Annotated in this window: 21 protein-coding genes; 5 read left to right on the forward strand and 16 right to left on the reverse strand. The window is 65.4% G+C overall.

Annotated elements, in window-relative coordinates:
• Window positions 1–161 precede the first annotated feature (161 nt).
• From VGB24_RS17905 to VGB24_RS17965, 13 genes are all read right to left on the reverse strand, one after another.
• Complete coding sequence (locus VGB24_RS17905; protein WP_331074316.1) at window positions 162–341, reverse strand: hypothetical protein; 180 nt, start codon at window positions 339–341, stop codon at window positions 162–164.
• Window positions 338–709 carry a hypothetical protein gene (locus tag VGB24_RS17910; protein WP_331074317.1) on the reverse strand — a complete coding sequence of 124 codons (372 nt, stop codon included), beginning with the start codon at window positions 707–709 and terminating at the stop codon, window positions 338–340. Before VGB24_RS17910 ends, VGB24_RS17905 begins: the two co-directional genes overlap by 4 nt.
• Window positions 710–774: 65 nt before the next feature.
• A complete protein-coding gene (locus VGB24_RS17915) occupies window positions 775–2,154 on the reverse strand; it encodes a DUF6265 family protein (protein ID WP_331074318.1) in 1,380 nt (459 codons plus the stop codon).
• Between the two features lie 66 nt (window positions 2,155–2,220).
• Window positions 2,221–2,352, reverse strand: a complete 132-nt coding sequence (locus VGB24_RS17920; RefSeq protein ID WP_331074319.1) for a hypothetical protein — start codon at window positions 2,350–2,352, stop codon at window positions 2,221–2,223.
• The gene (locus VGB24_RS17925) at window positions 2,339–2,587 is read right to left on the reverse strand and encodes a hypothetical protein (RefSeq protein WP_331074320.1); all 249 of its coding nucleotides are present in this window, start codon (window positions 2,585–2,587) and stop codon (window positions 2,339–2,341) included. Before VGB24_RS17925 ends, VGB24_RS17920 begins: the two co-directional genes overlap by 14 nt.
• A 6-nt stretch (window positions 2,588–2,593) precedes the next feature.
• The gene (locus tag VGB24_RS17930; protein ID WP_331074321.1) at window positions 2,594–2,866 is read right to left on the reverse strand and encodes a hypothetical protein; all 273 of its coding nucleotides are present in this window, start codon (window positions 2,864–2,866) and stop codon (window positions 2,594–2,596) included.
• A 452-nt stretch (window positions 2,867–3,318) separates the two neighbouring features.
• On the reverse strand, window positions 3,319–4,248 hold the full coding sequence (locus VGB24_RS17935) for a hypothetical protein (protein ID WP_331074322.1): 930 nt from the start codon (window positions 4,246–4,248) through the stop codon (window positions 3,319–3,321).
• Between the two features lie 86 nt (window positions 4,249–4,334).
• Window positions 4,335–5,831 (reverse strand): ATP-binding protein, encoded by a 1,497-nt coding sequence (locus tag VGB24_RS17940; protein ID WP_331074323.1) that lies wholly within the window; start codon window positions 5,829–5,831, stop codon window positions 4,335–4,337.
• A gap of 181 nt (window positions 5,832–6,012) precedes the next feature.
• Window positions 6,013–6,906, reverse strand: a complete 894-nt coding sequence (locus VGB24_RS17945) for a site-specific DNA-methyltransferase (protein WP_331074324.1) — start codon at window positions 6,904–6,906, stop codon at window positions 6,013–6,015.
• Between the two features lie 447 nt (window positions 6,907–7,353).
• Window positions 7,354–8,871, reverse strand: a complete 1,518-nt coding sequence (locus VGB24_RS17950; protein WP_331074325.1) for a DMP19 family protein — start codon at window positions 8,869–8,871, stop codon at window positions 7,354–7,356.
• Window positions 8,872–8,938: 67 nt separating this feature from the next.
• Complete coding sequence (locus tag VGB24_RS17955) at window positions 8,939–11,473, reverse strand: vitamin B12-dependent ribonucleotide reductase (protein WP_331074326.1); 2,535 nt, start codon at window positions 11,471–11,473, stop codon at window positions 8,939–8,941.
• Window positions 11,474–12,156: 683 nt separating this feature from the next.
• Window positions 12,157–12,435, reverse strand: coding sequence for a hypothetical protein (locus VGB24_RS17960; RefSeq protein ID WP_331074327.1), 279 nt, complete (start codon window positions 12,433–12,435; stop codon window positions 12,157–12,159).
• The gene (locus VGB24_RS17965) at window positions 12,432–12,737 is read right to left on the reverse strand and encodes a hypothetical protein (RefSeq protein ID WP_331074328.1); all 306 of its coding nucleotides are present in this window, start codon (window positions 12,735–12,737) and stop codon (window positions 12,432–12,434) included. The genes VGB24_RS17960 and VGB24_RS17965 overlap by 4 nt, the downstream gene beginning before the upstream one ends.
• A gap of 175 nt (window positions 12,738–12,912) precedes the next feature.
• Here VGB24_RS17965 and VGB24_RS17970 point away from each other — a divergent pair, with 175 nt between their 5' ends.
• The 5 genes from VGB24_RS17970 to VGB24_RS17990 all read left to right on the forward strand — a co-directional run bounded on the left by VGB24_RS17970 (window position 12,913) and on the right by VGB24_RS17990 (window position 18,625).
• Window positions 12,913–15,378, forward strand: a complete 2,466-nt coding sequence (locus tag VGB24_RS17970) for a S9 family peptidase (protein ID WP_331074329.1) — start codon at window positions 12,913–12,915, stop codon at window positions 15,376–15,378.
• A gap of 476 nt (window positions 15,379–15,854) precedes the next feature.
• Window positions 15,855–16,604, forward strand: a complete 750-nt coding sequence (locus VGB24_RS17975; RefSeq protein ID WP_331074330.1) for a hypothetical protein — start codon at window positions 15,855–15,857, stop codon at window positions 16,602–16,604.
• 14 nt (window positions 16,605–16,618) lie between these two features.
• Window positions 16,619–17,446: a hypothetical protein gene (locus VGB24_RS17980; protein WP_331074331.1), complete on the forward strand. Its 828-nt coding sequence runs from the start codon at window positions 16,619–16,621 to the stop codon at window positions 17,444–17,446.
• A gap of 135 nt (window positions 17,447–17,581) precedes the next feature.
• On the forward strand, window positions 17,582–18,139 hold the full coding sequence (locus VGB24_RS17985; protein ID WP_331074332.1) for a hypothetical protein: 558 nt from the start codon (window positions 17,582–17,584) through the stop codon (window positions 18,137–18,139).
• Window positions 18,140–18,208: 69 nt separating this feature from the next.
• Window positions 18,209–18,625: a hypothetical protein gene (locus tag VGB24_RS17990; RefSeq protein WP_331074333.1), complete on the forward strand. Its 417-nt coding sequence runs from the start codon at window positions 18,209–18,211 to the stop codon at window positions 18,623–18,625.
• 78 nt (window positions 18,626–18,703) lie between these two features.
• Here the strand turns inward: VGB24_RS17990 and VGB24_RS17995 are convergent, their stop codons facing one another.
• The 3 genes from VGB24_RS17995 to VGB24_RS18005 all read right to left on the reverse strand — a co-directional run bounded on the left by VGB24_RS17995 (window position 18,704) and on the right by VGB24_RS18005 (window position 22,192).
• Window positions 18,704–18,913 (reverse strand): hypothetical protein, encoded by a 210-nt coding sequence (locus VGB24_RS17995; RefSeq protein ID WP_331074334.1) that lies wholly within the window; start codon window positions 18,911–18,913, stop codon window positions 18,704–18,706.
• 20 nt (window positions 18,914–18,933) lie between these two features.
• Window positions 18,934–19,695, reverse strand: a complete 762-nt coding sequence (locus VGB24_RS18000) for a hypothetical protein (RefSeq protein WP_331074335.1) — start codon at window positions 19,693–19,695, stop codon at window positions 18,934–18,936.
• Between the two features lie 538 nt (window positions 19,696–20,233).
• On the reverse strand, window positions 20,234–22,192 hold the full coding sequence (locus VGB24_RS18005) for an AIPR family protein (RefSeq protein WP_331074336.1): 1,959 nt from the start codon (window positions 22,190–22,192) through the stop codon (window positions 20,234–20,236).
• Window positions 22,193–22,288 lie beyond the last annotated feature (96 nt).

Here is a 22,288-nt window from a genome sequence, read left to right on the forward strand (position 1 = left end):
GCGGGCCGGGGTGCGGCGCATCCGGCCAACGACACCGCGGCAAGAAGGAGTACGTTGGCGGTCCGGGGCATTGGGGGGAGCGGTCCGTGTGAAGGCGGTGGGAGTGGCGGCCGATCCATCAAGGCACCGCTACGACGCCAACGAGCCTGATCGAGTCAATCCTACCCCGGCAGCAACGTGCGCGCGATGTCACGCCGAAGCGCCACCCGCGCCTCCAGCTCGTCCGCGTGCTTCTCCGCCAAGTCCGCCACCACGGACTCGCACCCCTTCGGCGCCGAGCGCGCGTTGCGCCCGCTCATCCGCGCGCGGCGAATTGCGTGAAGCCCGTGGCGGTGAGTCATGCCCGCGCGAGGAGCTGGTCGCGCCACCTCCACTGCAGCCCCGCCAACCCGCCGACGAAAATCGCCTCGCCAACCAGGTGCCCGATGCCGAACACGGTCGCCGACGCCGCGAAGACCGCAACCAGGCACAGGCACACGACCGCCCAGGAGAGATTGGCGAATACCAGCACCTCGATCAACGGCCGCGGCCGTCTGGCCCGCACGGCGAGGCTAAAGGAGAACGATGCGTAGAGCAGGTTCACCGCGCCGTTCAGCAGCAGGAGCTCTCGGGGCAGCGCGTGAAGACCGCTGAGCCACTTGCTGAACATCAGCACCAGCACTCCCGCGAGCGCGCCGGCAACGCAGTCCACCCAGAGCAGATTCCTCATCACGTGCCTTGAGCCCACCACGGCGGTGGAAGCGAGCTCCGGGACCGCGCCACGCCTGCCGGATGTCACTGGATGTTCAGCGCGCTCATCGGCACGACGTAGAAGTCGCTCGCACGCAACGTGGGGGAGAAGATGGTGCGCGCGAAGTACAGGTGCCGCCCGTCCCGTGAGATGGTGGGGTGAAACTCGTCGTCGGCGGTGTTCACCGGCGGGCCCAGGTTGCGCGCCGGGGTCCAATCCCCGCCGCGAAGGTGGCTGATGTACAGATCACCGTACCCGTGGCCGCCGGGACGAAGGGAGGTGAAGATGAGGGTGCGCCCGTCCGCGGAGATCTCCGGGTTGAACTCCCAGTCGGCCGTAGGATTGGCGGGGTCGTACGCCGCGTCCGTGTTGATGGCGCCGCTCAGCATCTCCCGCGGGGAAAACCCCTCACCCCTGCGCTCGGCGCGAAAGATGTTCCAGTCGGCGGTGGGCGCAGGCCCGGCCGGCCCACTGGCGAAATAGAGGGTTCCGTCCGCCGCAGCCGAGGCGTAGAGCTCGTCCGCAGGCGAATTGACCTCCGCGCCCAGGTGCACCGGTTCGCTCCACCCGGTGCGCGTGCGCTCCATCATCCAGATGTCCAGGTCGGTGCGTGGTGCCCCTCTGACCGGGCGGATCGAGGCGAAGTAGAGCCGCCGTCCATCCGGGGTGATGAACGGATCGATGTCCGTGTACGTTCCCGAGAAGGGCGCCGTCTGGGGCGAGCTCCAAACGCCGCCTCGAAGGTGCGAAACCAGGATGGTGGAGCGGCGGATCCGGGGAAAGAAGCTGTCCGCGGCGGTGTAGTAGGCGGTTCTCCCGTCGGGCGTAAAGGTGATTCGATACTGCCAGCGGGCGTCGGAGATCACGCCCGGCGAAAAGATCTGCACTCGCGTTGCCGACGGCGCCGCAGCTTCGGGCGACCCGCTCCCTGCCGCCCCGCCTGGGCACGCAACGCGGGCCATCGGGAATTCGATCGCCTGTGGGTGCCCCGCATCGAAGCCTTCGACCCGCGCGACGAGCGAGTCCGATCCGGCACGCCGATACCGGATCGTCTGCGGGAAATCGTGCTCCGGGTTGGTGAATACCACTTCCGTGGCCGAGATGGCGGCACTGCTGAACGCCGCGGCGGGCTGGCCCGATGGGTGCGCCGTAAACACCAGGCGCTCGCCCCGTTCGGAAATCCGCATCAGCTCGTAACTCACCGTCGAGTCGCCACGCGTCGTTCGGCTCATGCCGAGCATGGTTCCGCCGCGGGGCTCCATCCAGTGTTCCTCGGTCCACGCTCGCTCGGACCCGCCCTCCCAACACCCCGCCAGCCAGCGGACTTCCTCGATCGGCGAAAGGTCCATGTACGCCGACGCTCCCGGCGGAACGGCGACGAGCGATGCGATCAGCAGTCGGCGAGTGAGCCGGTGAGCATTCATGCAACGGTTCTCTGTGCGGGTGGGATCGTGCTCGGAGCCATCAGATCGGACGTGCGGCTGATTCGCTCAATTCCGCAGGATGTGCACGAGCTGCTGAAGGGCCTTGTCGCGCCGCTCCAACTCGTCCGCGTGCTTCTCGGCCAGGTCCGCCACCACCGCCTCCACCCCTTCGGCGCCGAGAGAATCAGCGCTCTGCAAGCTCCCATGGAAGCGTTCGGCTTTCATCCACGGGCTTGAGGAGGCCACGGTTCCGCAGCTTCTGAGCGGCCCAGCGAATATCATACTGCCACGTATAGAAGAGATCACCACGCTGCCGAAGGTCGGCTTCGTGGTGATCCCAGATGTATTTGGCAACACCAAGCACGTTGCTCGCACCACCGCGAGCGCGAAGTGCTTCCAGGACCCAATCGACGAGAATATCGCGTGAAGCCATGATCGATCATGCCTTGTGGGAAGTGGAGCCTGAAGAGCGATCGCGCAAGGTGGAAGCAAGTCGACGAAGCTCGTCGGCATGTTCCTCGAGTCGATCGGCTTGGCGGTTAGCCAATTCGGCGATAACTCGCGGCCAATCAGGCGGCGGGGAACGCCGATTTTCAGTATCAATGCGCGCCCGTGCGATCGTGGCCAATTGGACGCCAAACCGCTCCGCTATCCTTGCCAGCGTGACGGTTGGTGAGTTGGTGAGAATGTCGGTCGCTGTCTTGAAATCCACTTGGTAGTCTGGTAGTTACCTATTGACTACTCCGCAGCCGGTAACTAGATTGTTACCAACGCAGGGCAAAAGCAAGGCTGGCCGCTCTCCCGCCAAGAAGAATCGACCAGCCTCACGAGAACGACCCGAAGGCCGCCCGCCGACAACGGTAGCCCTGCCGGGCGGCACGGGTCAAGAGGATTGGAGCCACCATGGTTGTGGAGCACACGGTCCCGCGGAGGTCCACGCTGGAGCAGCAGGCCGGCTACTCGATCCAGAAGCAGGACAAGAGCCGCTTCTGGGAGGTGCGAGATGCGGCCGGCGAACTCGTTTGCCTGACGGTGTACAGGCGCGGTGCACGGGAGGTGGTGCGGAGGTTGGTACGCAGTTGATCTTCCATCTGAACGTGAGAGTAAGAGGGCGGCCGATGCTGATTCGGCCGCCCCTCGTCGTACCAGCAGACGCGCTGAAAATTATATGGTGAGTATCCGTCCGCGCGCGTCCACATGCCCTGCCGCCGTGAGGGCGTCGTTCAGGCTATCCCGGTACACAGAGAACGGAGATGAGTTTGATCGTCGGTCCCATGTAAACCCGAACACCCACGTGACCATCGAAGCAAAGCCACTATGGCCCCCATAACGGAGATTGTACGGCGTTCTAAGACGCCAGCCTTCTGCATGCACAAGCTGAGTGATCTTCTTAGGAACAAATACCATGAGTAACTTTTGCTTCTCGTCAGCTGAAAGTCCAGATAAATCGTCCGCCCCGCACGCCAGAATAGCCGCGTATAGTGACCCACCAAGCACCTGCTGTGCTGCTAGGCCAAACCGGGGTTCACGGTTGAAGTTCTCAGCCAGAAATTCTTGCATTGGCTTCCAAACCTCCGGCGGCCAATTAAGGTCCCCATTCAATGTCAGGCAGAGGCACCAATCCAGCCGAGGTGATTCACTATGGATCTCGCAAAGCTTCCGGATCCACGTTAAAACCGGGAAGGATATCCGCCCATCTGACGAGAGGTCCGCATCAAGTGGTGTAGTCAAATCCAGGTTGATGATGGACGCGCGGAGCATTGCGCGGAGTTTTTTCTCCGGAAAGCTCATCATACCTGTACCACGGATCAGGCTATGGAATGACTCACCATACGTGCGTAAACCAGGGAATTTCCGGCGAAGAGCCAACTCAGCACCAGGACTACTCTCAACAGCAACCACGAGATGCTGGTCCTCGGTAGCGATACCACCAACTTCCGTGCGGCGTATCAACCCCGCGTCTACGAAACGCTGGATATCTCGGCCTTCAGCACCAGACAAAGTCAAATACAGCGGCACCTGCGCGCGAGCACCTCCTTGGTGGTCTGCCAAGTAATCGGTGGCCTGCGTGACCCATAGATCACGAATGGTCATCTTTTCTGGGCGATCATCGTGCATCGCGCGGTCAACAGGGCGTCCGGGAGGGCTCATCTATGTAGTAAGCGGAAGGATAACGACGTTCACGCCCCGAGCCGCGCTGTCAGGCGGCGTAGGATTTCGGTGAGTTGCTCCTCAGTGACCACGCCTTGGGCAGATTCAATAACCGCCTCGTACAGCTCCGCTACTGTAAATTTCTTGAGCAACGCTCTCCGCATCCGCGGCTGCTCAACTGCCTTTTCCCAGTTTTTCTCAAACGACTCTGCACGTGCAGCCTGCGTCACCTTTGTCCTGACCACATTTGTCACGTCTGTGATGGCCACCGATGCGCGCTGATCCCGCCGCTCCACGTTAGCCGACTGGTACAATTGGGATCGTGCTTGGCTCAGGACAGCCCGCAGGTGCTTATGGACCGCGTCTCTTAGTTCCACATACGCTGGATGCGCCTCACGAAGTGTGCGGCGGTCGATATTCATGGCTTCTTCGAGCCGATCGTCAGCCCAAATCTCTGCAGATACCCAACGTTGGATCAGAGATGATTCGCTCGGAGAGAAGCCCCAAAACGAGTCATCGAACTCCCCCACCGCAGCGTTGCGGATTCTCACGAGGAGGCCATGCAAATCTCGAGGTTGAATTGTACCATGTTGGGCGTAGAAATAGCCTTGGGCCGCGACGTGCTTACCTTTGAACTCAAACCGATTGATCAACGCACCACGCTCACCCGGCGAGAACACTACCGGTTTGCGAAGTTCCGTTCCGTCATAGTAAACCTCAAATCCGAGCGTCTCGACGGCTGATTCTATATCTCGAAGCTTCCGTTGCAGAGGATTAGGGAGCCAACTCTCGTGGTAGCGCACCGGCACGTTCAGCGCGACCTCTAGCATTGTTTCAGAATATGAATCGAAGTCTTTCCAACTTTTCAACGTGGGGTCTGCTAAGGCGTTCTGCACAGAAGCGCTACTCATACCATATAACGAACGGCTGCGGGCCGAAGCGCTTTGAGGTCGGGCACCTGCTAAGATGTTTTGAGCTTCTCCACGTACACCGGTTAAGAAAATCCGCGTATAGTGGTCCGCTTTAGTAGTTTCGAGTATTTCCCCAAAGTAATCTGCCTTCACGAAATCTCCCCCCGTCCTTCGGCGCTCCTCGGCGGGTTTTCGCATTTCTTCAAAGTTAATAGTTACATGGAGGAGTTCTGAATTCCCCTTTTTAGTCGAATACACCTCCATGACCTCACATATTTCGTTGGCCGCAATAAACCCAATACCGATTTTGCCGATCTTCGGCCGACGCCCGCTCGGCGTCAACTCTGATTTCTCTCGTTTATGCGATTCGCTGACCCGTTCGAAATGCGTAACGAACTCGTCCCGCGTCATCCCTATGCCATCGTCCTCGATGATGATCCTGTCCGCGTCAGGCTTCACATACACTGCGACAATGCTAGCATCGGCGTCATAGGAGTTATTAACAAGCTCCTTCAGGCACGCGCCGGGCGATGGATACAATCCTGAACTGAGATAGTCGATGATCCGGGATGCGACCTTGATCTCTCCCCGGAAGGTGCTTTGATCCTGGCTCATAGGGACAGATAACCCGACAGGCAGATGAGGTGAGCAGGGTCTCTACTGGGACCCGGGAGAGCGGCTCGAACTGCTGGTTTAGCGCAACGACCGAGCACTAACGGTAGCGCTAGTTCAACAATGAGACCCGAACGGGTATTAGAAGCGCGGGCGCTCAGATACAACTGAACGCCTCGCACCATCATCCTTCAGAATACTGGGTCGCGCGCTTTCGTGCCGCAAGAGCGTCCAAGCGAGCTTGGATGGTCGCGCAATGGTCGGGTTCTCGATCTCCCGCGACGTACTTCATCCGCGCCAGTCGTGCAGCAATGACCGAGGTGCCAGTCCCAGCGAAAGGATCAACGAGTAAGCCATCTCTCCTTCCGCTCATGCCCACTACTCGTCGAAGAAGAGCAAGCGGCAGTTCATTAGCCTCGCGATGCTTATACTTGCTGTGCCGGACGGGACTGAGATCATCCCATACGTCACTCAGGTTTACGCCGTTCTCTATGTGAGACTTGTATCCGCCGTAGTCGCGGATGTACTCGTCACAATGAGGGCAGGTCGCCGGTGGAATTTTCGGGCGGTTGAGAATCAAAGCATCACCCTTACTGTAATGGACAAGCGCATAATGCGCGGGATACAAGCGGCTTCCTCGGACGAAACCGTTCTTCATCGAAACCGCAATCCAATGCTGGAACTGGAAGTTCTCCTCCAATACAGCAGTGAAGCGAATCGCCCACTTTGGAATATGATACAAGAATATCGCTCCCCCAGGGCGAAGCACCCTGTGGGCCTCGCGGATCACTCTTGCGACGAAATCCTGGTAGGCAACCTCATCTAAGCGGTCCGCGCGTGGGCCTTCCACTCCATAGGTTTTTCCCAGGTTAAACGGGGGATCTAAAAAAACGATGTCTGCGACATCATCGTCAAGGGATCCGAGGCACTCAAGGGCATCCCCACAGAAGACGTCTCCTGAGCGGTGGGCGATCAACGGTCCGGCGGGCAGCTTACGCCACCATCCGGGTCCGCTTCGCTTGATCGTGGCACGCGGACTCTCTTCGACCATGAGAGGATCAGGGGACAGCGTTGCCATTTCTAAACCTACGCTGGAGGAGAGGACTCGCTTTCCTACATTACTATAACCAGTTACCGCGCTAGGATCCAGCCCTTTGAACGACCCTAATCATTTCTGCCATCGGGATACGACCAACGCTTTCCTTCCTCATCGTCTTCAGGCACCGGGAGACACGCTCTAGACTTTACATACCAAGCAGTTAGAGGGCCCCCGGCACGCCGGAGTCCCTCCTCACCACCTCACCTGCCCAGCGGCCGCCTGCACTGACCTCGCCAGCCCGGGCCCGCCGCTACCCTCGAATAACCCGCAGTCCGAGTAGCTGCAGGCGTGGCACCTCTTGCAGCCTTGCGAACTCCAGCTGGCTGCTGCAGTCGGGGCAGGTGCCCATGAAGGTCTCGGCCTCGGCCGCGTGGTTCATCAGCGACAGCTGCGGCGGCTCCAGCGCCTCGTTTGGCGCTGCCGCGCTCAGCCCGGCGGTTCGGGATCGCCCGCGAGCGCCGCCCGCATCCGGCGGAGGCGCTTGAGGCGCATCGGATTGCCGCGGGGGCCGCCGTCCTCCTCCAGCTCGAAGGCGATCTCTTTGTCGAGGAGCTTGATCGCGCGCGCTCGGTCGCGGGCGCTGACCTCGGCGGCGGGCAGGAGCGTCAGCAGCTCCGCATAGACCGCCCTCAGCTGGCCGCGCTGCGAACGCCGCACCCGCGGGCAAGCCTCTGCGAGCGCCTTCCTGGCGGCCTGGAGATGCTCGGCACGGTCCTGCCTGGTCGCGAGGACGAGGTGCGCCTCCGCCCGGCCCAACAGGTCCTTCGCCGGATAACCGAAGGGTGCGCTTTTCTTCAAGTCGACCAAGTCGATGGCCAGGGCGCTATCGAACGCATCGAACGCGTTCCGGACGGCGGGCACGTGCCGCTCGTGGAGCCGCCCGAGCGCGACGCGGGTCTGGCCCAGCGAGCGCCAGGCCGCGCCCGGGTCGTACTCCGAGAACCGCGGTCCGGCGACGATGGCGTGGTTCCAGGCCTGGGCCGCCTGCTCGAGCAGGTCCTCCCGCCCGAGCCGCTCGCCGGCATATTGCAGCCGGTAGGCGTAGGCTTGGAGGTCAGAGGGCCAACGGGACGTCGTTTCGAGCCGGTAGCGCGCGTGGATCTCACGATAGGCAGCGAAGATCTCGTCCACCTTCTTATGATCCCCGTCCTGGACCGCTGGCTCGAATGGCGGGATCAGCGCCGCCAGCGCGTCGCCGACCTCCCGCGCCCAGTTCGGCCGCGCGGCGAACGCGCGCCTGGCTCGCTCCAACACATTTTCGCCGGGCCACCACAGGCCGGTCTTGTCCCAGAGCCGAAGGAGCGCCTTCCTCACGACCTGCCGGGGCGATGGCTGCGATCGCCGCAACGCCGCGGCGCGGCGCCGCTCCAGCCGCCTGTTGCTTGCCAGGATGGCCGCCTGCCGGGCCCGGATCTGGCGCGGGGTCAGCGCAACGACGGTGGGTGCCTCCCTCAGCCAGCTCTCCGCCCGGGGGTAAAACCGCTGCGGATCCTCCGACTTGTAAAAGGCGTCGTCGAGAGCGTCGATCACACCCGGGATATCGCCGAAGCCATAGCCCTCCATGGTCTTCCGCTTCAGGGCCGGATCGGCTTCAAGAACGTTCCTGAACCGGCGGAAGATGCCGTGAAGCTCGCTCAGGCCCAGCGTTTCGAGCGCCGCCTCAACCGCGTCGAGCACCTCCGGCCTCATCCGGGTATTGCCCGCGTACTGGCCGTGCCCGCCGTTTCTGACCTCCGAGATGTAGGTACTCGTATCGAAGATCAGCCACGCATCGGGCTGAACCTCCTCCCTGATCAGCCACGCCTCGCCCATGCACCACTGGCAGAAGCCGACGACCGCGAAGAGCATGGTGTCGGGGTAGCGGGAGCGGAGCTCCGCCGGGGTGACCCAGATCTCGGGCGCGAGGAGGCCCTGGGAAGGTCCGTTTTCGCGAAAAAGCGCCACGTCAGTCCTGCCTGTAAAATCGGCCCGGGCTGGCCTTCGCCAGCCCGGGCCATCCGCTATCCCGCGATCAGCCGCACTCGCTGTAGCCGCAGGCGTGGCACTTCTTGCAGCCCTCGGCGAACTCCAGCTGGCTGCTGCAGTCGGGGCAGGTGCCCATGAAGGTCTCGGCCTCGGCCGCGTAGTTCATTAGCGACAGCTGCGGCTGCTCCAGCGTTTCGGGCAGTGTCACCACCTCCGTGGCCCCGCCCACCACCTCGGGAATCAGCTCCTGCTGGATCCCCGCCTTTTCGCGCTGGTGAAGCCCCAGCGCCTGGGCGATGGCATCGGGCACCGAGAGCACCTTGTTCTCGCCGAAGCCCACCGCGCGGTCGGAGCTGATGCCGCGGAGCTGGCTGTACACGTCGCCCACAGGGATGCCGAAGCGCAGCGCCAGCGAAATCAGCCGGCCGATGGCCTCCACGTCGGCCATGGCGACGGAGCCCGCCTTGCCCAGCGTGGCGAACACCTCGAACTCGTGCCCTTCCTTGTCCTCGTTGATGGTGACGAACACGTCGCCCAGCGGCGAGTTCATCTTGCGGGTGGTGCCCTTGAGCACGTTGGGGCGCTTGCGCTTGTGCCGGCGCGCCTGGGTGGCCACCTGCTCGGCCTGGCTCAGCTCGCCGCGCAGGCGCGCCATCTCGCGCTCCAGCTTGGCGATGCGCTCCGCCTGCTCCGCCGCCTTGGCGCCGATCTCGGCCGCCTTCGCCACCTCCTCGGCCTGCTGCGCCGGCGTCTTGGTGGCGCCCGTCGAAAGCACCTGCCCGTCGCGGGAGCCGTCGCGGTACACGGTGACGCCCTTGGTGCCCAGCGCGAACGCCAGCTCGTAGATCTTGCGGACGTCCTGGACCGTGGCCTCGTTGGGGAAGTTCGTGGTCTTGCTGATGGCGCTGTCGCAGTGCTCCTGGAAGGCCGCCTGCATGCGCACGTGCCACTCGGGGGTGATGTCGTGCGCCGTGCTGAAGGCGCGCTGCACCGACTCGGGCACCTCGGCGAAGTGGATGTGCCCCTCGCGGGCGATGCGCTCCATCAGCTCGGCGCTGTACCAGCCGCCGTCCTGGGCCGCCTTGACGAAGTCCTCGTTCACGTCGGGCATCAGCGCGCCGGCCTGGTTGCGCATGAAGGCCACGGCGAACAGCGGCTCGATGCCCGACGAGCAGCCGGCGAAGATGGAGATGGTGCCCGTGGGTGCCACCGTCGTCACGTTGCAGTTGCGCAGCTTGCGCACGGGGCGGATGCGCTCGCCGTTGGGCGCGCGCGCGGCCGACTCGTCCGGGCCCCAGATGCTCTTTTCCCACTCGGGAAAGGCGCCGCGCTTCTCCGCCAGCGTCTCAGACGCCTTCTTGCTCTCCTCGTCCAGGAACTCCATCACCCGGCGGCCCACCTCCACCCCCTCGGCGCTGTTGTAGGCGATCCCCAGGCGCACCAGCAGGTCGGCGAAGCCCATCACGCCCAGCCCGATGCGGCGGATGCGGTTGGCCAGGTCGGTGATCTCCGGCAGCGGGTACTGGTTGGCGTCGATGACGTTGTCCAGGAAGTGCGTCGCCAGGCGCGTCACCCGGCGGTACTCCTTCCAGTCGATGCGCTCGTACCAGTCGGCCGTGGCGGGCACGTCGTCGCGCACGAAGGCGCCGACGTTCACCGAGCCCAGGTTGCACACGTCGTACGGCAGCAGGGGCTGCTCGCCGCAGGGGTTGGTGGCCTCGTACGATCCCAAGTGCGGCACCGGGTTGTAGAAGTTCGCCCGGTCGATGAAGAACACCCCCGGCTCGCCGGTGCGCCACGCGTTCTGAACGATCTTGTCGAAGATCTGCCGCGCGTCCTTCTTGCCGGCGAACTCGCCCGTGCGCGGGTTCACCAGGTCGTACTCCTCGCCCTTGTCCACCGCGCGCATGAAGGCGTCGGTAATGGCGACGGAGATGTTGAAGTTGGTGATCTTGGTGATGTCCTGCTTGCAGTCGATGAACTCTTCGACGTTGGGATGGTCCACGCGCAGGATGCCCATGTTGGCGCCACGGCGCGTGCCGCCCTGCTTCACCACCTCGGTGGACGCATCGTACAGCGACATGAAGCTGATGGGCCCGCTGGCCACGCCCGTGGTGCTGCGGACGATGTCGCCGGTGGGGCGGATGCGGCTGAACGAAAAGCCGGTGCCGCCGCCGGACTGGTGCACCATGGCCATGGAGCGCAGGGTGTCGTACACGCCGCTCTGGCCGTTGCTGAGCGAATCGTCCACGGGCAGCACGAAGCAGGCGGAAAGCTGGCCCAGGGGGCGGCCGGCGTTCATGAGCGTGGGCGAGTTGGGCTCGAACAGGCGGCGCGTCATCAGCAGGTAGAACTCGCGGGCCAGCGCGTTCACCTGCTCGGTGCCGGCGCCGTAGCGCGCGTCGGCACTGGCGATGGTGTGCGCCACGCGCCAGAACATCTCCTCCGGCTCCTCGACGGGCTTGCCGTTGTCGTCCTTGCGCAGGTAGCGCTTGGCCAGGACGATGCGCGCGTTGTCGGACAGCTCGGCGCGGGGCAGGTCGATGCCCGCGGTGGTGGGGGCGGCGGAGGGAGGGGTCATTCGTGGCACTCCTGGGCTGCGTTGGCGGTGGTAAGATGGCGGAAACACGAGCTACTTCAAGGGCTTCGGACATGACTCCGGACGGGCCGTTCACCGAACCCGTGCGACACCACATCTAGCGTGTGTCAGAGGATACACCCCTACATCTTGTGGGTCAAGGGCTTTGTTTGCGCTGGCAAAGTGTATACCGCGGGCGATTGCGGCAGGTGTTTGGGGCGATGATCAAGGCGGGGTGCGGGCGTTCGCGAAGGGGCTGGACGAACAGGTTGACGATGCGGACGGGGTTCCCCCCTCCCCCGGCCCCTCCCCCGCAAACCGCGCGGGAGAGGGGAGAACTTCGAGCCGGATGAGGCTGGGTGCCTCGCATGCCTCGGGAGCCCCCTCTCCCCGGCCCTCTCCCCCGCTTCGCAGGGGAGAGGGAGAATTCGAGCGCGCTTTCGGCTGGCCTGGTGCACTCGACTCCGCGTGCAGTCCGCGAAGGCGGACTTCGGGCCGTCGTTGCCGCGACTTCAGTCGCCCCGGCAGGGCCGGGGCACCGCGTGGAAGACGCGGAAGATACCCCATTCGGAGGCCCCCGTCAGTCCCCCGCGTGAAAGAGGCCAGACCGGCGACGCCGTCCTGGCCCCCATCCAACGAGTGGCCCGGCGCCCCGGAGAGCGCCAGACCGGTTCGCGCCGCTCCCGTCAGGGCATGTCGTCGGCCGGGTGGTGGTTCTTGTCCTCGGCCGGACGCTTTTCGTACATGCTCTCGTCGTCGATGTAGTCGGCGCCGGCGGTGGGCGGAACGACGTCCTGGCCGTGCGCGTTGGCCGGCAGCGCGGGCACCGGCGTCGGCGACTGCGAGGAACCCTGCACCTGCGCCCCGAGATCGTTCTCCGTCACGTGGGGCGGGTGCACCTGCGAGTGGGCTGCGCCGCCGATCTCCTTGCGCGGGCCGGGGCCGGCCGTCCGCTCCGTGGTCATGCGCCGACTCCCTCGTCGCGCGGGTCGGTGTTGCCGCGCGCCTCGCGCTCCTTGCCCTCTTCCGCCACGTCGCTGTCCTCGCCCACGGGACGGCCGGCGCGGGCGTGCACCGAGGGCGCCGGGTGCGCGGGGTTGAACGGAATGCCGGACGAGGCGGCCTGCTGCGCCATCGCGTGCTTGTCGCCCGCGGTGGTCTCGTCCTGCGCCCCTTGGCCGTGGCCCACCTGGGGCAGGGTCTTGTAGTCGGTCGCGCCCGCTTCGCGCGGGTCGATGTTGTGCTGGTCGGGTCGCTTGCCTGCCATGGCGTCTCTCCTGGGTCGGGTTGAGCCTGCCCCGCCTTTCACGATCCATGCCGGACGGGCGCCCGCGGGACGGCCTTTCGCACCGGCGGGGACGGCGGCAGATTGGCTGGACGTTCGTTCCAGCGCCGCCCCCTTTCCGGGGCGGCCCGGCGTGCCCCGTGCCCCGACGTGCCCGATGAATCCCACTCTCCTCCGGCGGCCCATCGCGCTGGCCGCCGCCGCGGCCGCCTTCGCGGCGCCCGCGGCCGCGCAGGACGGCTACCTGACGCCGCCCGCCCCCATTCCGGCCATCATCGACGCGCAGCCCACGCCCGCGGTGCTGGTGGGGCGCGACCGGCAGACGCTGGTGCTGCTGGGCCGCGAGGGGCTGCCCAGCATCGCCACCATGGCCGAGCCGGAGCTGCGGCTGGGCGGCTTCCGCATCAGCCCGCGCACCAACGGCATCAGCGCCACCCGCGCGTCGTACAGCACCAGCATCACCTTCCAGGACCTGGCGACGGGTCGCTCGCGCGCCGTGCAGCTTCCCGCCGGCGCGCGCGTATCCTCTCCCCAGTGGTCGCCGGACGGGCGGTCACTGGCGTTCGTGAACGTGGTGGGCAACGGGCTGGAGCTGTGGGTGGCCGAGGTGGCCTCCGGCCAGGCGCGCCGGCTGATGGGCGCCGAGCTGAACGCCACCATCGGCACGCCCTTCCGCTGGCTCCCCGACAACTCGGGGCTCGTCGTGGCGCGCGTGGTGCCCACCCGCGGCGAGCCGCCGCGCGCGTCGGAGGTGCCCGGCGCGCCCATCGTGCAGGAGAACGCCGGGCGGACGGCGCCGGTGCGTACCTACCAGGACCTGCTGCAGAACCCATCGGACGAGCGGCTGTTCGAGTACTACTTCACCGCGCAGCTCAGCCGCGTTCCCGTGGCGGGGGGCACCCCGGTGGACGTGGGGCAGCCGGGGATCTTCTTCTTCTTCACCCCCTCGCCCGACGGACGATTCCTGCTGGTGCGCCGCGTGAAGCGGCCCTTCAGCTACATCGTACCCGCGTCCAACTTTCCCACGGAGACGGCGGTGTGGGACATGTCGGGGCGCCAGGTGAAGCTGGTGGCCGACATCCCCCTGACCGACGATCTGCCCTCCTCGTTCGACGCGGTGCCCGTGGGCCCGCGCGGCGTGGAGTGGCGATCCGACGCGCCCGCCACGCTGGTGTGGGCCGAGGCGCAGGACGGGGGCGATCCGCGGCGGCAGGCGGCGGTGCGCGACCGGGTGTTCGCGCTCGATGCGCCGTTCACGGCCCAGCCCACGCGCATCATGGACCTGGAGCACCGCTACAGCGGCATCTGGTGGGGGCGGCCGGACCTGGCCATCGCCACCTCGCGGTGGTGGAACACGCGGTGGGAGCGGCGCTACGCCATCAACCCCTCGGCCCCGGGCACCGCGCCGCGCCTTCTGGTGGACCGCGGCTACCAGGACCGCTACGGCGATCCCGGCTCGCCCCTGTTCACGGTGACCCCCAGCGGGCACTCGGTGATGCAGTTCACGGCCGACGGGCGCGGCATCTTCCTTACGTCGGCGGGCGCCTCGGAGCGCGGCGACTACCCGTTCCTGGACGTGATGGACGTGGGGACGGGGCAGAGCCGGCGGCTGTGGCGGGCGGCGGACCCGTACTTCGAGGCCGTCGTCGCCGTGCTGCGGCCGGACGGCAGCCAGGTGCTCACCCGGCGTGAAAGCCTGACGGAGCCGCCCAACTACTTCGTGCGCACGCTGCCCAACGGGCGGGCGCGCGCGGTGACCAACTTTCCCGATCCCGCGCCGCAGCTGGCCGGCATCCAGCGGCAGCTGATCACCTACACCCGCGCGGACGGGGTAAAGCTGAGCGGCACGCTGTACCTGCCGCCCGGCTACGACGCGCGGCGCGACGGCCGGCTTCCCCTGCTGATGTGGGCGTACCCGGCGGAGTTCCGCGACGCGGCGTCGGCGGGGCAGGTGCAGGACTCGCCCAACCGCTTCTCCCGCCCGGGGGGCATCAGCCACCTGTTCGTGCTGCTGGCGGGGTACGCGGTGCTCGACAACCCGTCCATGCCCATCGTGGGCGAGGGCCAGGCCGAGCCCAACGACACCTATCTCGAGCAGCTGGTGGCCAGCGCGCAGGCGGCGGTGGACAGGGTGGTGGAGCTGGGCGTGGCCGACCGCGACCGCATCGCCATCGGCGGGCACTCGTACGGCGCTTTCATGACGGCCAACCTGCTGGCGCACAGCGACCTGTTCCGCGCCGGCATCGCGCGGTCGGGCGCCTACAACCGCACGCTGACGCCGTTCGGATTCCAGGCCGAGCAGCGCACGTACTGGGAGGCCACCGACACGTACACGCGGATGAGCCCATTCACCTACGCCAACAAGGTGAACGAGCCCATCCTGCTGATCCACGGCGCCAACGACGACAACAGCGGCACCTTTCCCATCCAGAGCGAGCGCTTCTACGCGGCGCTCAAGGGGCATGGCGCCACGGTTCGGTACGTGGTGCTGCCGCTGGAGGCGCACGGCTACCGCGCCCGCGAAAGCACGCTGCACACCATCGCCGAGACCATCAACTGGCTGGACCGGTACGTGAAGCGCGCCGGGCCGCGGGGGGCTGCGGGGACGCCGGCGTCGCGGTGAGGGGAAGTGCGTGAGTGCGTGAGTGCGTTAGTGCGTGAGGGATGCGGAGGCGGCGGACCAATCTCGGTCCGCCGCCTTCGTGTTCCCGTGAGCAGGATTTCGTGCGCTTCGGATGGGCCGGCGCGTTCCCCGGCTGCCCTCTCCCCCGGCCCCTCTCCCGCAAGCGGGAGAGGGGAGAATTCGCGTGCGTCTCGGCTGGCCCCGAGCACTCGACTTCGCGAGCAGTCCGCGAAGGCGGACTTCGGGCCCTTGTTGCCGCGACTTCAGTCGCCCCGGCAGGGCCGAGGCCTCAGGATCCGTGTTTGCTGCCGCGCCTGGCTTGTCGAAGACGACTTTGGGCGGGGCGCTCGTGAGAACGCACCTTCAGCATTTCCCCACGCCGTAGTTGACGCCACGATGCGCCAGCATCATACATTCTCTGAACGAATCCGCTTACCCCGCCGCATCTCCTCCACACATCCATGACTGTAGAATCGGTGATCGACGACGAAGTCCTGCGACAGCGGATCCGGAAGATCATGGGCGAGCCCAAGCCGGAAACGGGGTGGGCTCGCCTGCTCAAGCATCCGCTTTTCACGTTGTTCTTCGGGTTTCTGCTGACGTGGGGCGTTGGCACCATGCTTACAGGGCAGATGGCCCGGGCGCGCGAAGCGGAGGAGCAGAGAGCGGCCCGGGCCCGCGCGAGAACGGAAGGTTCACTCAAGGCGGTTCTCGACGTTTCCCGTGCCGTGGACGATCGGTACGTCAGGGCCGAGATGCTCTTGGCCAGCCTGAGCCGCGGCGAGCCCGACAAGGCTCTCGAGGAACGACGAAAGGCATACGACGACGCGTACGTGCGTTGGCGGAGCAGCCTGCACGCAAACCTGTTCACGATTCGCGACGCGGTGGGCGAGTCGCGCTATACGGTGTTCGAACAGGCACTGAACGAGCGGCTGCCGAGGCACTACGCGGCACTCGACACGCTGATGTTCCGGGCGTACGACCGGCGGCGCACGGGTGCGGCAGCGGGGTCGCTCGCCGATGCGTGGGCCAAGCTCACGACCGTGAACGGCTGCGGGACATTCGTGGTCGACCGGATCTTCGGGGACCTGGCGGCCGTCGTGCAAGGCGACGCCGCCCCGGAGCCAGAACCCACCCCGAGCCCAGGCCCGCAACCCAAAGTCGCCGGCACACCCACGGATCCAACCGTGTCGTTCCTGGACACGGCCTGTCCTGAAATTCCATGAATCGAGGAGTCGAGTTGGCGAACCGGATTCTCCCTGGCGCGCTCGCCGCCGCGGTGCTGGCGCAATTCACCGTCGCGGCGGGCCAGGCGCATACACAGGAGCCCGTGCGGCTTTGCGTGGTGCTCGACGCCCAGTTGAGCGAAGTGCCGGCCGAGGTCGTAGGCGCCGACACGCTGGTGGGCGGACGACCATTCCGTGAGGTCTACCCTCCGCGCGCCCCCAACTACGCCGCGGAGGAACAATGGTACCGGGACGGGAGCGGCATCGAGTTCCGGGAACGCCGGTACGAACCCGCCGGCCCGCCGCTCAGGATTCCGCTCACGGAACTCACCCGGGTGGGAGAGCTGTCGGGCTTCCCGGTTTTCGAGCGCACGGATTCTCCGGCGATCATCTACATACCGGTAGGGCCCGGGTGTGAATTCCAGGGCTACCTTGCACCAGAGATGATCCCACCGTCGCCCGTGGAGGTGAATTATACGGTACGTGTATGTGCCGTCGTGGGCTCGGAGCTGCGCGTGATCGAAGCCATGTACAACCCCGCAACGGGAGACACCCTCGTCGCGAGCGCGAACGGCCTGGTGAGCTTTGCGACCGCGTACCCGACGGACCGGCGGTTTCTGATCAGCCACGCGTTCTGGAAAGAACAACGTCCGATCATCTTCCGAGACAGGCGCTACAGGCGCTATGGCCTTCCGACCGTCGTCCGCGCCGACGAGCTGGAAGCAATCGGTACGTATCGTACCATTCCAGTGTTCAGGGAACGGGGAGTGGGGCCCTCCAGCAGAGTTCTCTACCTGCCGATACGCCGGAATGGGTGCGAATTTCAGCCATACGCCAGGTAGCTCCCAAGGTTGCTCGCGCTGCTCGGGAAGCGGCAGACTGGCCGCGCCGCGTCACGATCCGGCGCGCTGAACCGTTGTTTCCGCGCCTTCCTGGCGGCGAGCTCCCCGTCCACCCTTCATCGAGAGGTGTTCCCCATGATCGAGCGCCTTTTGGTCCTGTGCCTTGGCGCCGCGGCCGTGCTGGCCCCCGCGGCGGCGGCCCAGCAGCCCTTTCCCGTGTCGGTGGATGCCAGCCTGGGCGTGCGGATGGGCAGCGGCGGCTCCTACGTGGACCGCGGCGGGGCGGCCGCGGACCTGATGGTGGGGGTGAACCTGGGCCGGTCCGGCGCGGGAACCCTCGTCGGCGCGGTGACGGCCGGGGCGCAGGCACCCATGGGCGGCGACCTGGACTGCGCGCTGAAGCCTGGCGGAGGGTGCTTCTCCCACTTCCCGGTGCTGCTCTCCGTGGGGGCGCTCGTGGGCGTGTCGCGGCCTTCGGCATGGGGATCCACCACGCGGGTGCTCGCCGGACCTGCGTACTTTCGCGGCGAGGAACGGGGCGGCGCGCTGGGGATGCAGGGGCGGCTGGACCTGTCCACGCCCCCCGTGCTGCACACGGCGCTTGTCGTTTCCCTGCGCGGCGCGCTGCTCCCCCGCTTTCAGGGCGAAACGCTGGGCACCACCTCGCTGGGGCTGGGACTGCGCATCCAGTAGCGCCGGCCGGCGCCGCGCGTTGCCCCCGGCTTTACGACATCCACAAGACGATCCACTGGAAATTCGAAGATGCTGCGCGGCAGATTCCTGACCGCGATGGGGATTGCCCTGGCGGCCACGCTGGCGGGCTGCAGCGACCCGGCGGGGAGCGACGGCCGCATCACGGGTGAATACACCCTGCGCACGGTGGGCGGCTTCGCGATTCCGGCGTCGCCGGCGCCCATGCACACCATCCACTCCGGCAGCCTGGAGTTGCGGCCCGGCGGCCGCTTTGCCTTTACGCTCGACGCGTCCGTCCCCGGCGAGGGGATCGGCCCCAGCCGCCGGGTGGCCACGGACGAGGGCACCTACACCACGAACGGGAACTCGATCTCCCTGTTCTACGAGGACGTGACTGCCAACGCGGTGCCCGTGACCGGGGTGGTGAGCGGCAGCACGCTGATGCTGGCCATGGCCTTCGGCGGGACCTGGGTGTTCGTGCGCTGATCCCGCGCACGCACTGACGCACTTCTCCGGCGTGCGGAACGGCCCGCTTCCCTGGTGGGGGAGGCGGGCCGTGGCGCGTCAGGGGTAGGGCTCGTCGCGCGGGGGCCGCAGGTTGCGCGGCGCGATCCACTGGCGAAGGCACCGGCGGCACGAGCGGCGCCGCAGCTTCACCACGCCCAGCAGCGTGTCGAAGGCGCCGGTCACTTGCGTGCGCATGGTCTCGCCGCCGCAGATGGGGCAGCTGCGGCTGGTCGCGAAGCCGCGCAGCTTGAAGAGGTTGCCGTGCATTCCACCCAAAATCGCCTGGATCAGCCGCCCTGGATGACGGCGTGCCTCAGCCGGCGCCCCGGGCGCCAGCACAGCGCGCGGACCTGCACCGGCTGCCCCACGCGGGGCGGGCCGCCGTAGATGGGCACCGTGCCCGCGTGCTCGCCTGCCTCGTCGCTCAACCGTGCTCCGGACCGGGAGATGCCCGTCACCGTGAACGTGTAGCGGTGATAGCACTTCACCTTCTGCCAGTCGCGGCTGCGGACGCCGGGCCGGTAGGGGCTGTCGGCGCGCTTGGAGACGATGCCCTCCAGCCCCGCCGCCTTCGCCGCCCGGTACAGCGCCGCCGCGCCGCCGGCGAGGTGGTCCGTGTACCGCACCTCCCGCGATTTCCGCACCAGCTGGGCCACAATGCGTTTACGGGTGAGCAGGTCTGCGCCCATCAGCGATCGCCCGCCCGCGTACAGCGCATCGAACACCATGTACACCAGCGGCAGCGCGCCGCGGCCCCCGCCGAGGGACCGCCGCAGCGCCTCGAAGTCCGGCACGCCGTCCGGGCCGATGGCCACCAGCTCGCCGTCCAGGTACGCGTCGCCCGTTCCCAGCGCCTCCACCGCCGCGGCGATGCCGCGCAGGGCCTGCGTCCAGTCGTTGCCGGGGCGGGTGAACAGGCGGGCGCGGCCGTGCTCCACCCGGCAGAGCAGGCGGTAGCCATCGTACTTCACCTCGTGGATCCAGCGGTCCCCTTCCGGGGGTTCCCTGGACGGCGTGAGCAGCTGCGGCTCGATGCGGATGGGGAGCATGGGCCGTAGTACGCCGAAAGCCCGCTCCGGTTCGGCCACGGTAGAGCGGGTTCGGTGTCACCGCATCGGAACTGGATCACCCAAGGCGAACCGCTTCCCCGCGATTAGTCGTCAGCCGCCTCCGCGGTGTGCCGACGTAGAACCCAGCGCCGGGTCCCTGGGTCCTGCCGGGCAACGCCCTCTTGCTCCAGCATCGCTAGAAGGGTGCGGGAGATGTGACCTTCGTGGCCAACGTGGCCTGAATAGATCCCGAGCGATCGACCAATCTGCGCATTGGTGAGCCCTCCCTCTTGGACACTCTGTAGTAGCTCAAAGACTGCAGCTTTGAGCTGCGCCATTCCAACTTGAGCTCTCTGATATGGCAGCATCGCCTCAGTGTGTTTGGGTGACGCGTTCGGCGTGTGGGTCTGAACGCAATAAACTATCTTAGTTCCCCGTCGCGTGTGGGGCGGGCTCGGCGGGCAGCCACTTGCGGTGCAGACCGACTCGCAGCAGCTAGGAGCCACCCGGGTTCAGCACGTCTCACACCTGCAGGCGCTCATTCATCTTCTTCTTGCAGACGCGCTCCGGAGTCTTCCGCGATTCTCAATATCTCGATTGCTTGAAGAGCCTGCTTTCGTGACGGGACGTTCAGCCACCCCCCCGCCGCGTAGCTCGCGAGCGTGGTGGCTATGCCGATCTGCCACTGTTTCATGGTGCCGGCTCGTGCACCCCAGCCACAGAGATGAATCCATTCCTCTGCTGTAACCTGCATCACCCGCGCTATGTTCTCACGATCGGCGGCACCGAGCCCCACCCCCCGGCGCCCAGCTGAGTCGCCAACAGTGGGGAGTGGTTGCTGTTGCGAGAGTTCCGCTTCGAGCGTGCCTGGAATGTCCGCTGCAAGTGTCTGCACGTTGTGCCAACACTCTTCCTTCTTGCACCACTCAGTCACGTTGCGATTTGCAGCGGACCTAACGAGCTGGTCGTGAACGGATGGCATCCACGCATAGAGCGCGTCGACCAAGCTCTGCGGTACGCTTTGATGATTCCAGGTGGTTTCCAAATCAATGCGACCGGCAGTTCGGTACGCGAGAAGCGCAATTGTATATGTCACAGCGTTGGCTCGGTACGCCGGAAAAGCATGCTCCCTCGCAATCCGTTCAGCCCGTTTGAAAAGGAGTGCTTTGGCAACCAGCTTTCGATAGAACTCGGAATCGGGTTCTATAACGGGACGCGAGCGAGCCAAGTTCTCCATGAAATACACGAAGTTCTTCTGACCACCACGGCTCACGACGTGAGGGAGTTGATCCCACGTGTTCAGATAGCGGGCGAGGTCGACTTTGTCGAAACGCTGGCTTGGCGGCGTCGCTGCATCAAAGCGCTTCAAACGCGCTGGAGAATCTCCATCTCGCGCTCTCGCCACTTGGTATTGACCACGGGCACGCTCGTAGAACCAGCGACTCTGTTCTCCCGGCGCCCATATCGTATCCGCCAGCCGCTGAATCTGGGTATGGAATGGATGATTTGCGGAGAAATCCGCTTCGTTCACCCGGTTCTGGGTATTCGCGAACCTGCTGATCAAGGGCACGAGAGTGTCGATGTGCTCTGGGCGTACGATGGTAATTTTCGCTTGGACGTATACGTCCGAGAGGTCTACTTTGTCTCTTTGCCTGGCCCGGTGAATGGACGCAACAGTCTGGCCGCCATTCACCACCTGAAGACCCACGATCTTGTGCACTGCGGGGACGCCGTTACTGCCTTCGGTGTACTGCACCGACTCTGCCGTTCCAGAGATCCCGTTGTTGTAGGCTAAAAAGCGAGCTGGCTCAACCTTCAACGTATCGCGGATTCCTCGGTTGACCTTACCCCGCGCCTGTAGAAACGAGCGAACGTTCAGCTCCAACAACCGCGCCCCGAACTCGTGATAAAGCGCGTGAAGGATTGCTCCGGGGAGGATCGCTAGGAAACTCGCATAGTCAGCACTGCTTTCGGGCATCGGGAGGCACGCAAGTGGTGCTCCGAAGCGCTCCACAAAATCGATTTCGACCGGCTCGTACGGTAACCCTGACGATGCCGCTCGGAACAGACGGCGAAGGTCCCAAATATCAACCTGGAGGTCAGGCCCCTTCCAATCAAAAACGGGCGAACTTCCGCTGCGGTCTGCAATGCCGTCAACCAGCACCACCACTCGAACTCGATCAACGGACGTCCAGATCTCATGCACCCGCTGCATCAGGTCGTACGATGCGGACGCGGGCTCCATCTCGAGGTGTATACCGTCACGAGCGGCCATGAAAACGTGCACAGCGCGTTTCACCACTTGGGCAAGTTCGGTTGTACCTACGTTGCGCGGATCTCTAAGCCCATTGAACAGGGTTGTAATTAGATCAAGTTCCCCAGATTCTTCATTATAGTACCACGCATTCAGCCGTCCGACTGAGCGCCCTAACTTCCGATCAAAGTAGCAAATTTCGTGTCCCGCCGTCTGACCCAGATCTTCCAGCGTTTCCAGCATAACCTCCGTGAAAGCCTCCTCTCGGAAGCCGGCCGGTGCCACGTCAGACAGATCCTCTCCCGGGCGGAGGCAATGATCGGCGATGCGAGCCCGAAG

Source organism: Longimicrobium sp., from assembly GCF_036399935.1.
In the GTDB taxonomy this organism is placed as follows: Bacteria; Gemmatimonadota; Gemmatimonadetes; order Longimicrobiales; family Longimicrobiaceae; genus Longimicrobium.

Excerpts from the sequence above, each read along its gene's own strand:
- VGB24_RS17905 (WP_331074316.1), bottom strand. The coding sequence starts at position 341 with ATGACTCACCGCCACGGGCTTCACGCAATTCGCCGCGCGCGGATGAGC.
- VGB24_RS17910 (WP_331074317.1), bottom strand. The coding sequence starts at position 709 with ATGAGGAATCTGCTCTGGGTGGACTGCGTTGCCGGCGCGCTCGCGGGA.
- VGB24_RS17915 (WP_331074318.1), bottom strand. The coding sequence starts at position 2,154 with ATGAATGCTCACCGGCTCACTCGCCGACTGCTGATCGCATCGCTCGTC.
- VGB24_RS17925 (WP_331074320.1), bottom strand. The coding sequence starts at position 2,587 with ATGGCTTCACGCGATATTCTCGTCGATTGGGTCCTGGAAGCACTTCGC.
- VGB24_RS17935 (WP_331074322.1), bottom strand. The coding sequence starts at position 4,248 with ATGACCATTCGTGATCTATGGGTCACGCAGGCCACCGATTACTTGGCA.
- VGB24_RS17940 (WP_331074323.1), bottom strand. The coding sequence starts at position 5,831 with ATGAGCCAGGATCAAAGCACCTTCCGGGGAGAGATCAAGGTCGCATCC.
- VGB24_RS17945 (WP_331074324.1), bottom strand. The coding sequence starts at position 6,906 with ATGGCAACGCTGTCCCCTGATCCTCTCATGGTCGAAGAGAGTCCGCGT.
- VGB24_RS17955 (WP_331074326.1), bottom strand. The coding sequence starts at position 11,473 with ATGACCCCTCCCTCCGCCGCCCCCACCACCGCGGGCATCGACCTGCCC.
- VGB24_RS17960 (WP_331074327.1), bottom strand. The coding sequence starts at position 12,435 with ATGACCACGGAGCGGACGGCCGGCCCCGGCCCGCGCAAGGAGATCGGC.
- VGB24_RS17965 (WP_331074328.1), bottom strand. The coding sequence starts at position 12,737 with ATGGCAGGCAAGCGACCCGACCAGCACAACATCGACCCGCGCGAAGCG.
- VGB24_RS17970 (WP_331074329.1), top strand. The coding sequence starts at position 12,913 with ATGAATCCCACTCTCCTCCGGCGGCCCATCGCGCTGGCCGCCGCCGCG.
- VGB24_RS17985 (WP_331074332.1), top strand. The coding sequence starts at position 17,582 with ATGATCGAGCGCCTTTTGGTCCTGTGCCTTGGCGCCGCGGCCGTGCTG.
- VGB24_RS17990 (WP_331074333.1), top strand. The coding sequence starts at position 18,209 with ATGCTGCGCGGCAGATTCCTGACCGCGATGGGGATTGCCCTGGCGGCC.
- VGB24_RS17995 (WP_331074334.1), bottom strand. The coding sequence starts at position 18,913 with ATGCACGGCAACCTCTTCAAGCTGCGCGGCTTCGCGACCAGCCGCAGC.
- VGB24_RS18000 (WP_331074335.1), bottom strand. The coding sequence starts at position 19,695 with ATGCTCCCCATCCGCATCGAGCCGCAGCTGCTCACGCCGTCCAGGGAA.
- VGB24_RS18005 (WP_331074336.1), bottom strand. The coding sequence starts at position 22,192 with ATGCTGGAAACGCTGGAAGATCTGGGTCAGACGGCGGGACACGAAATT.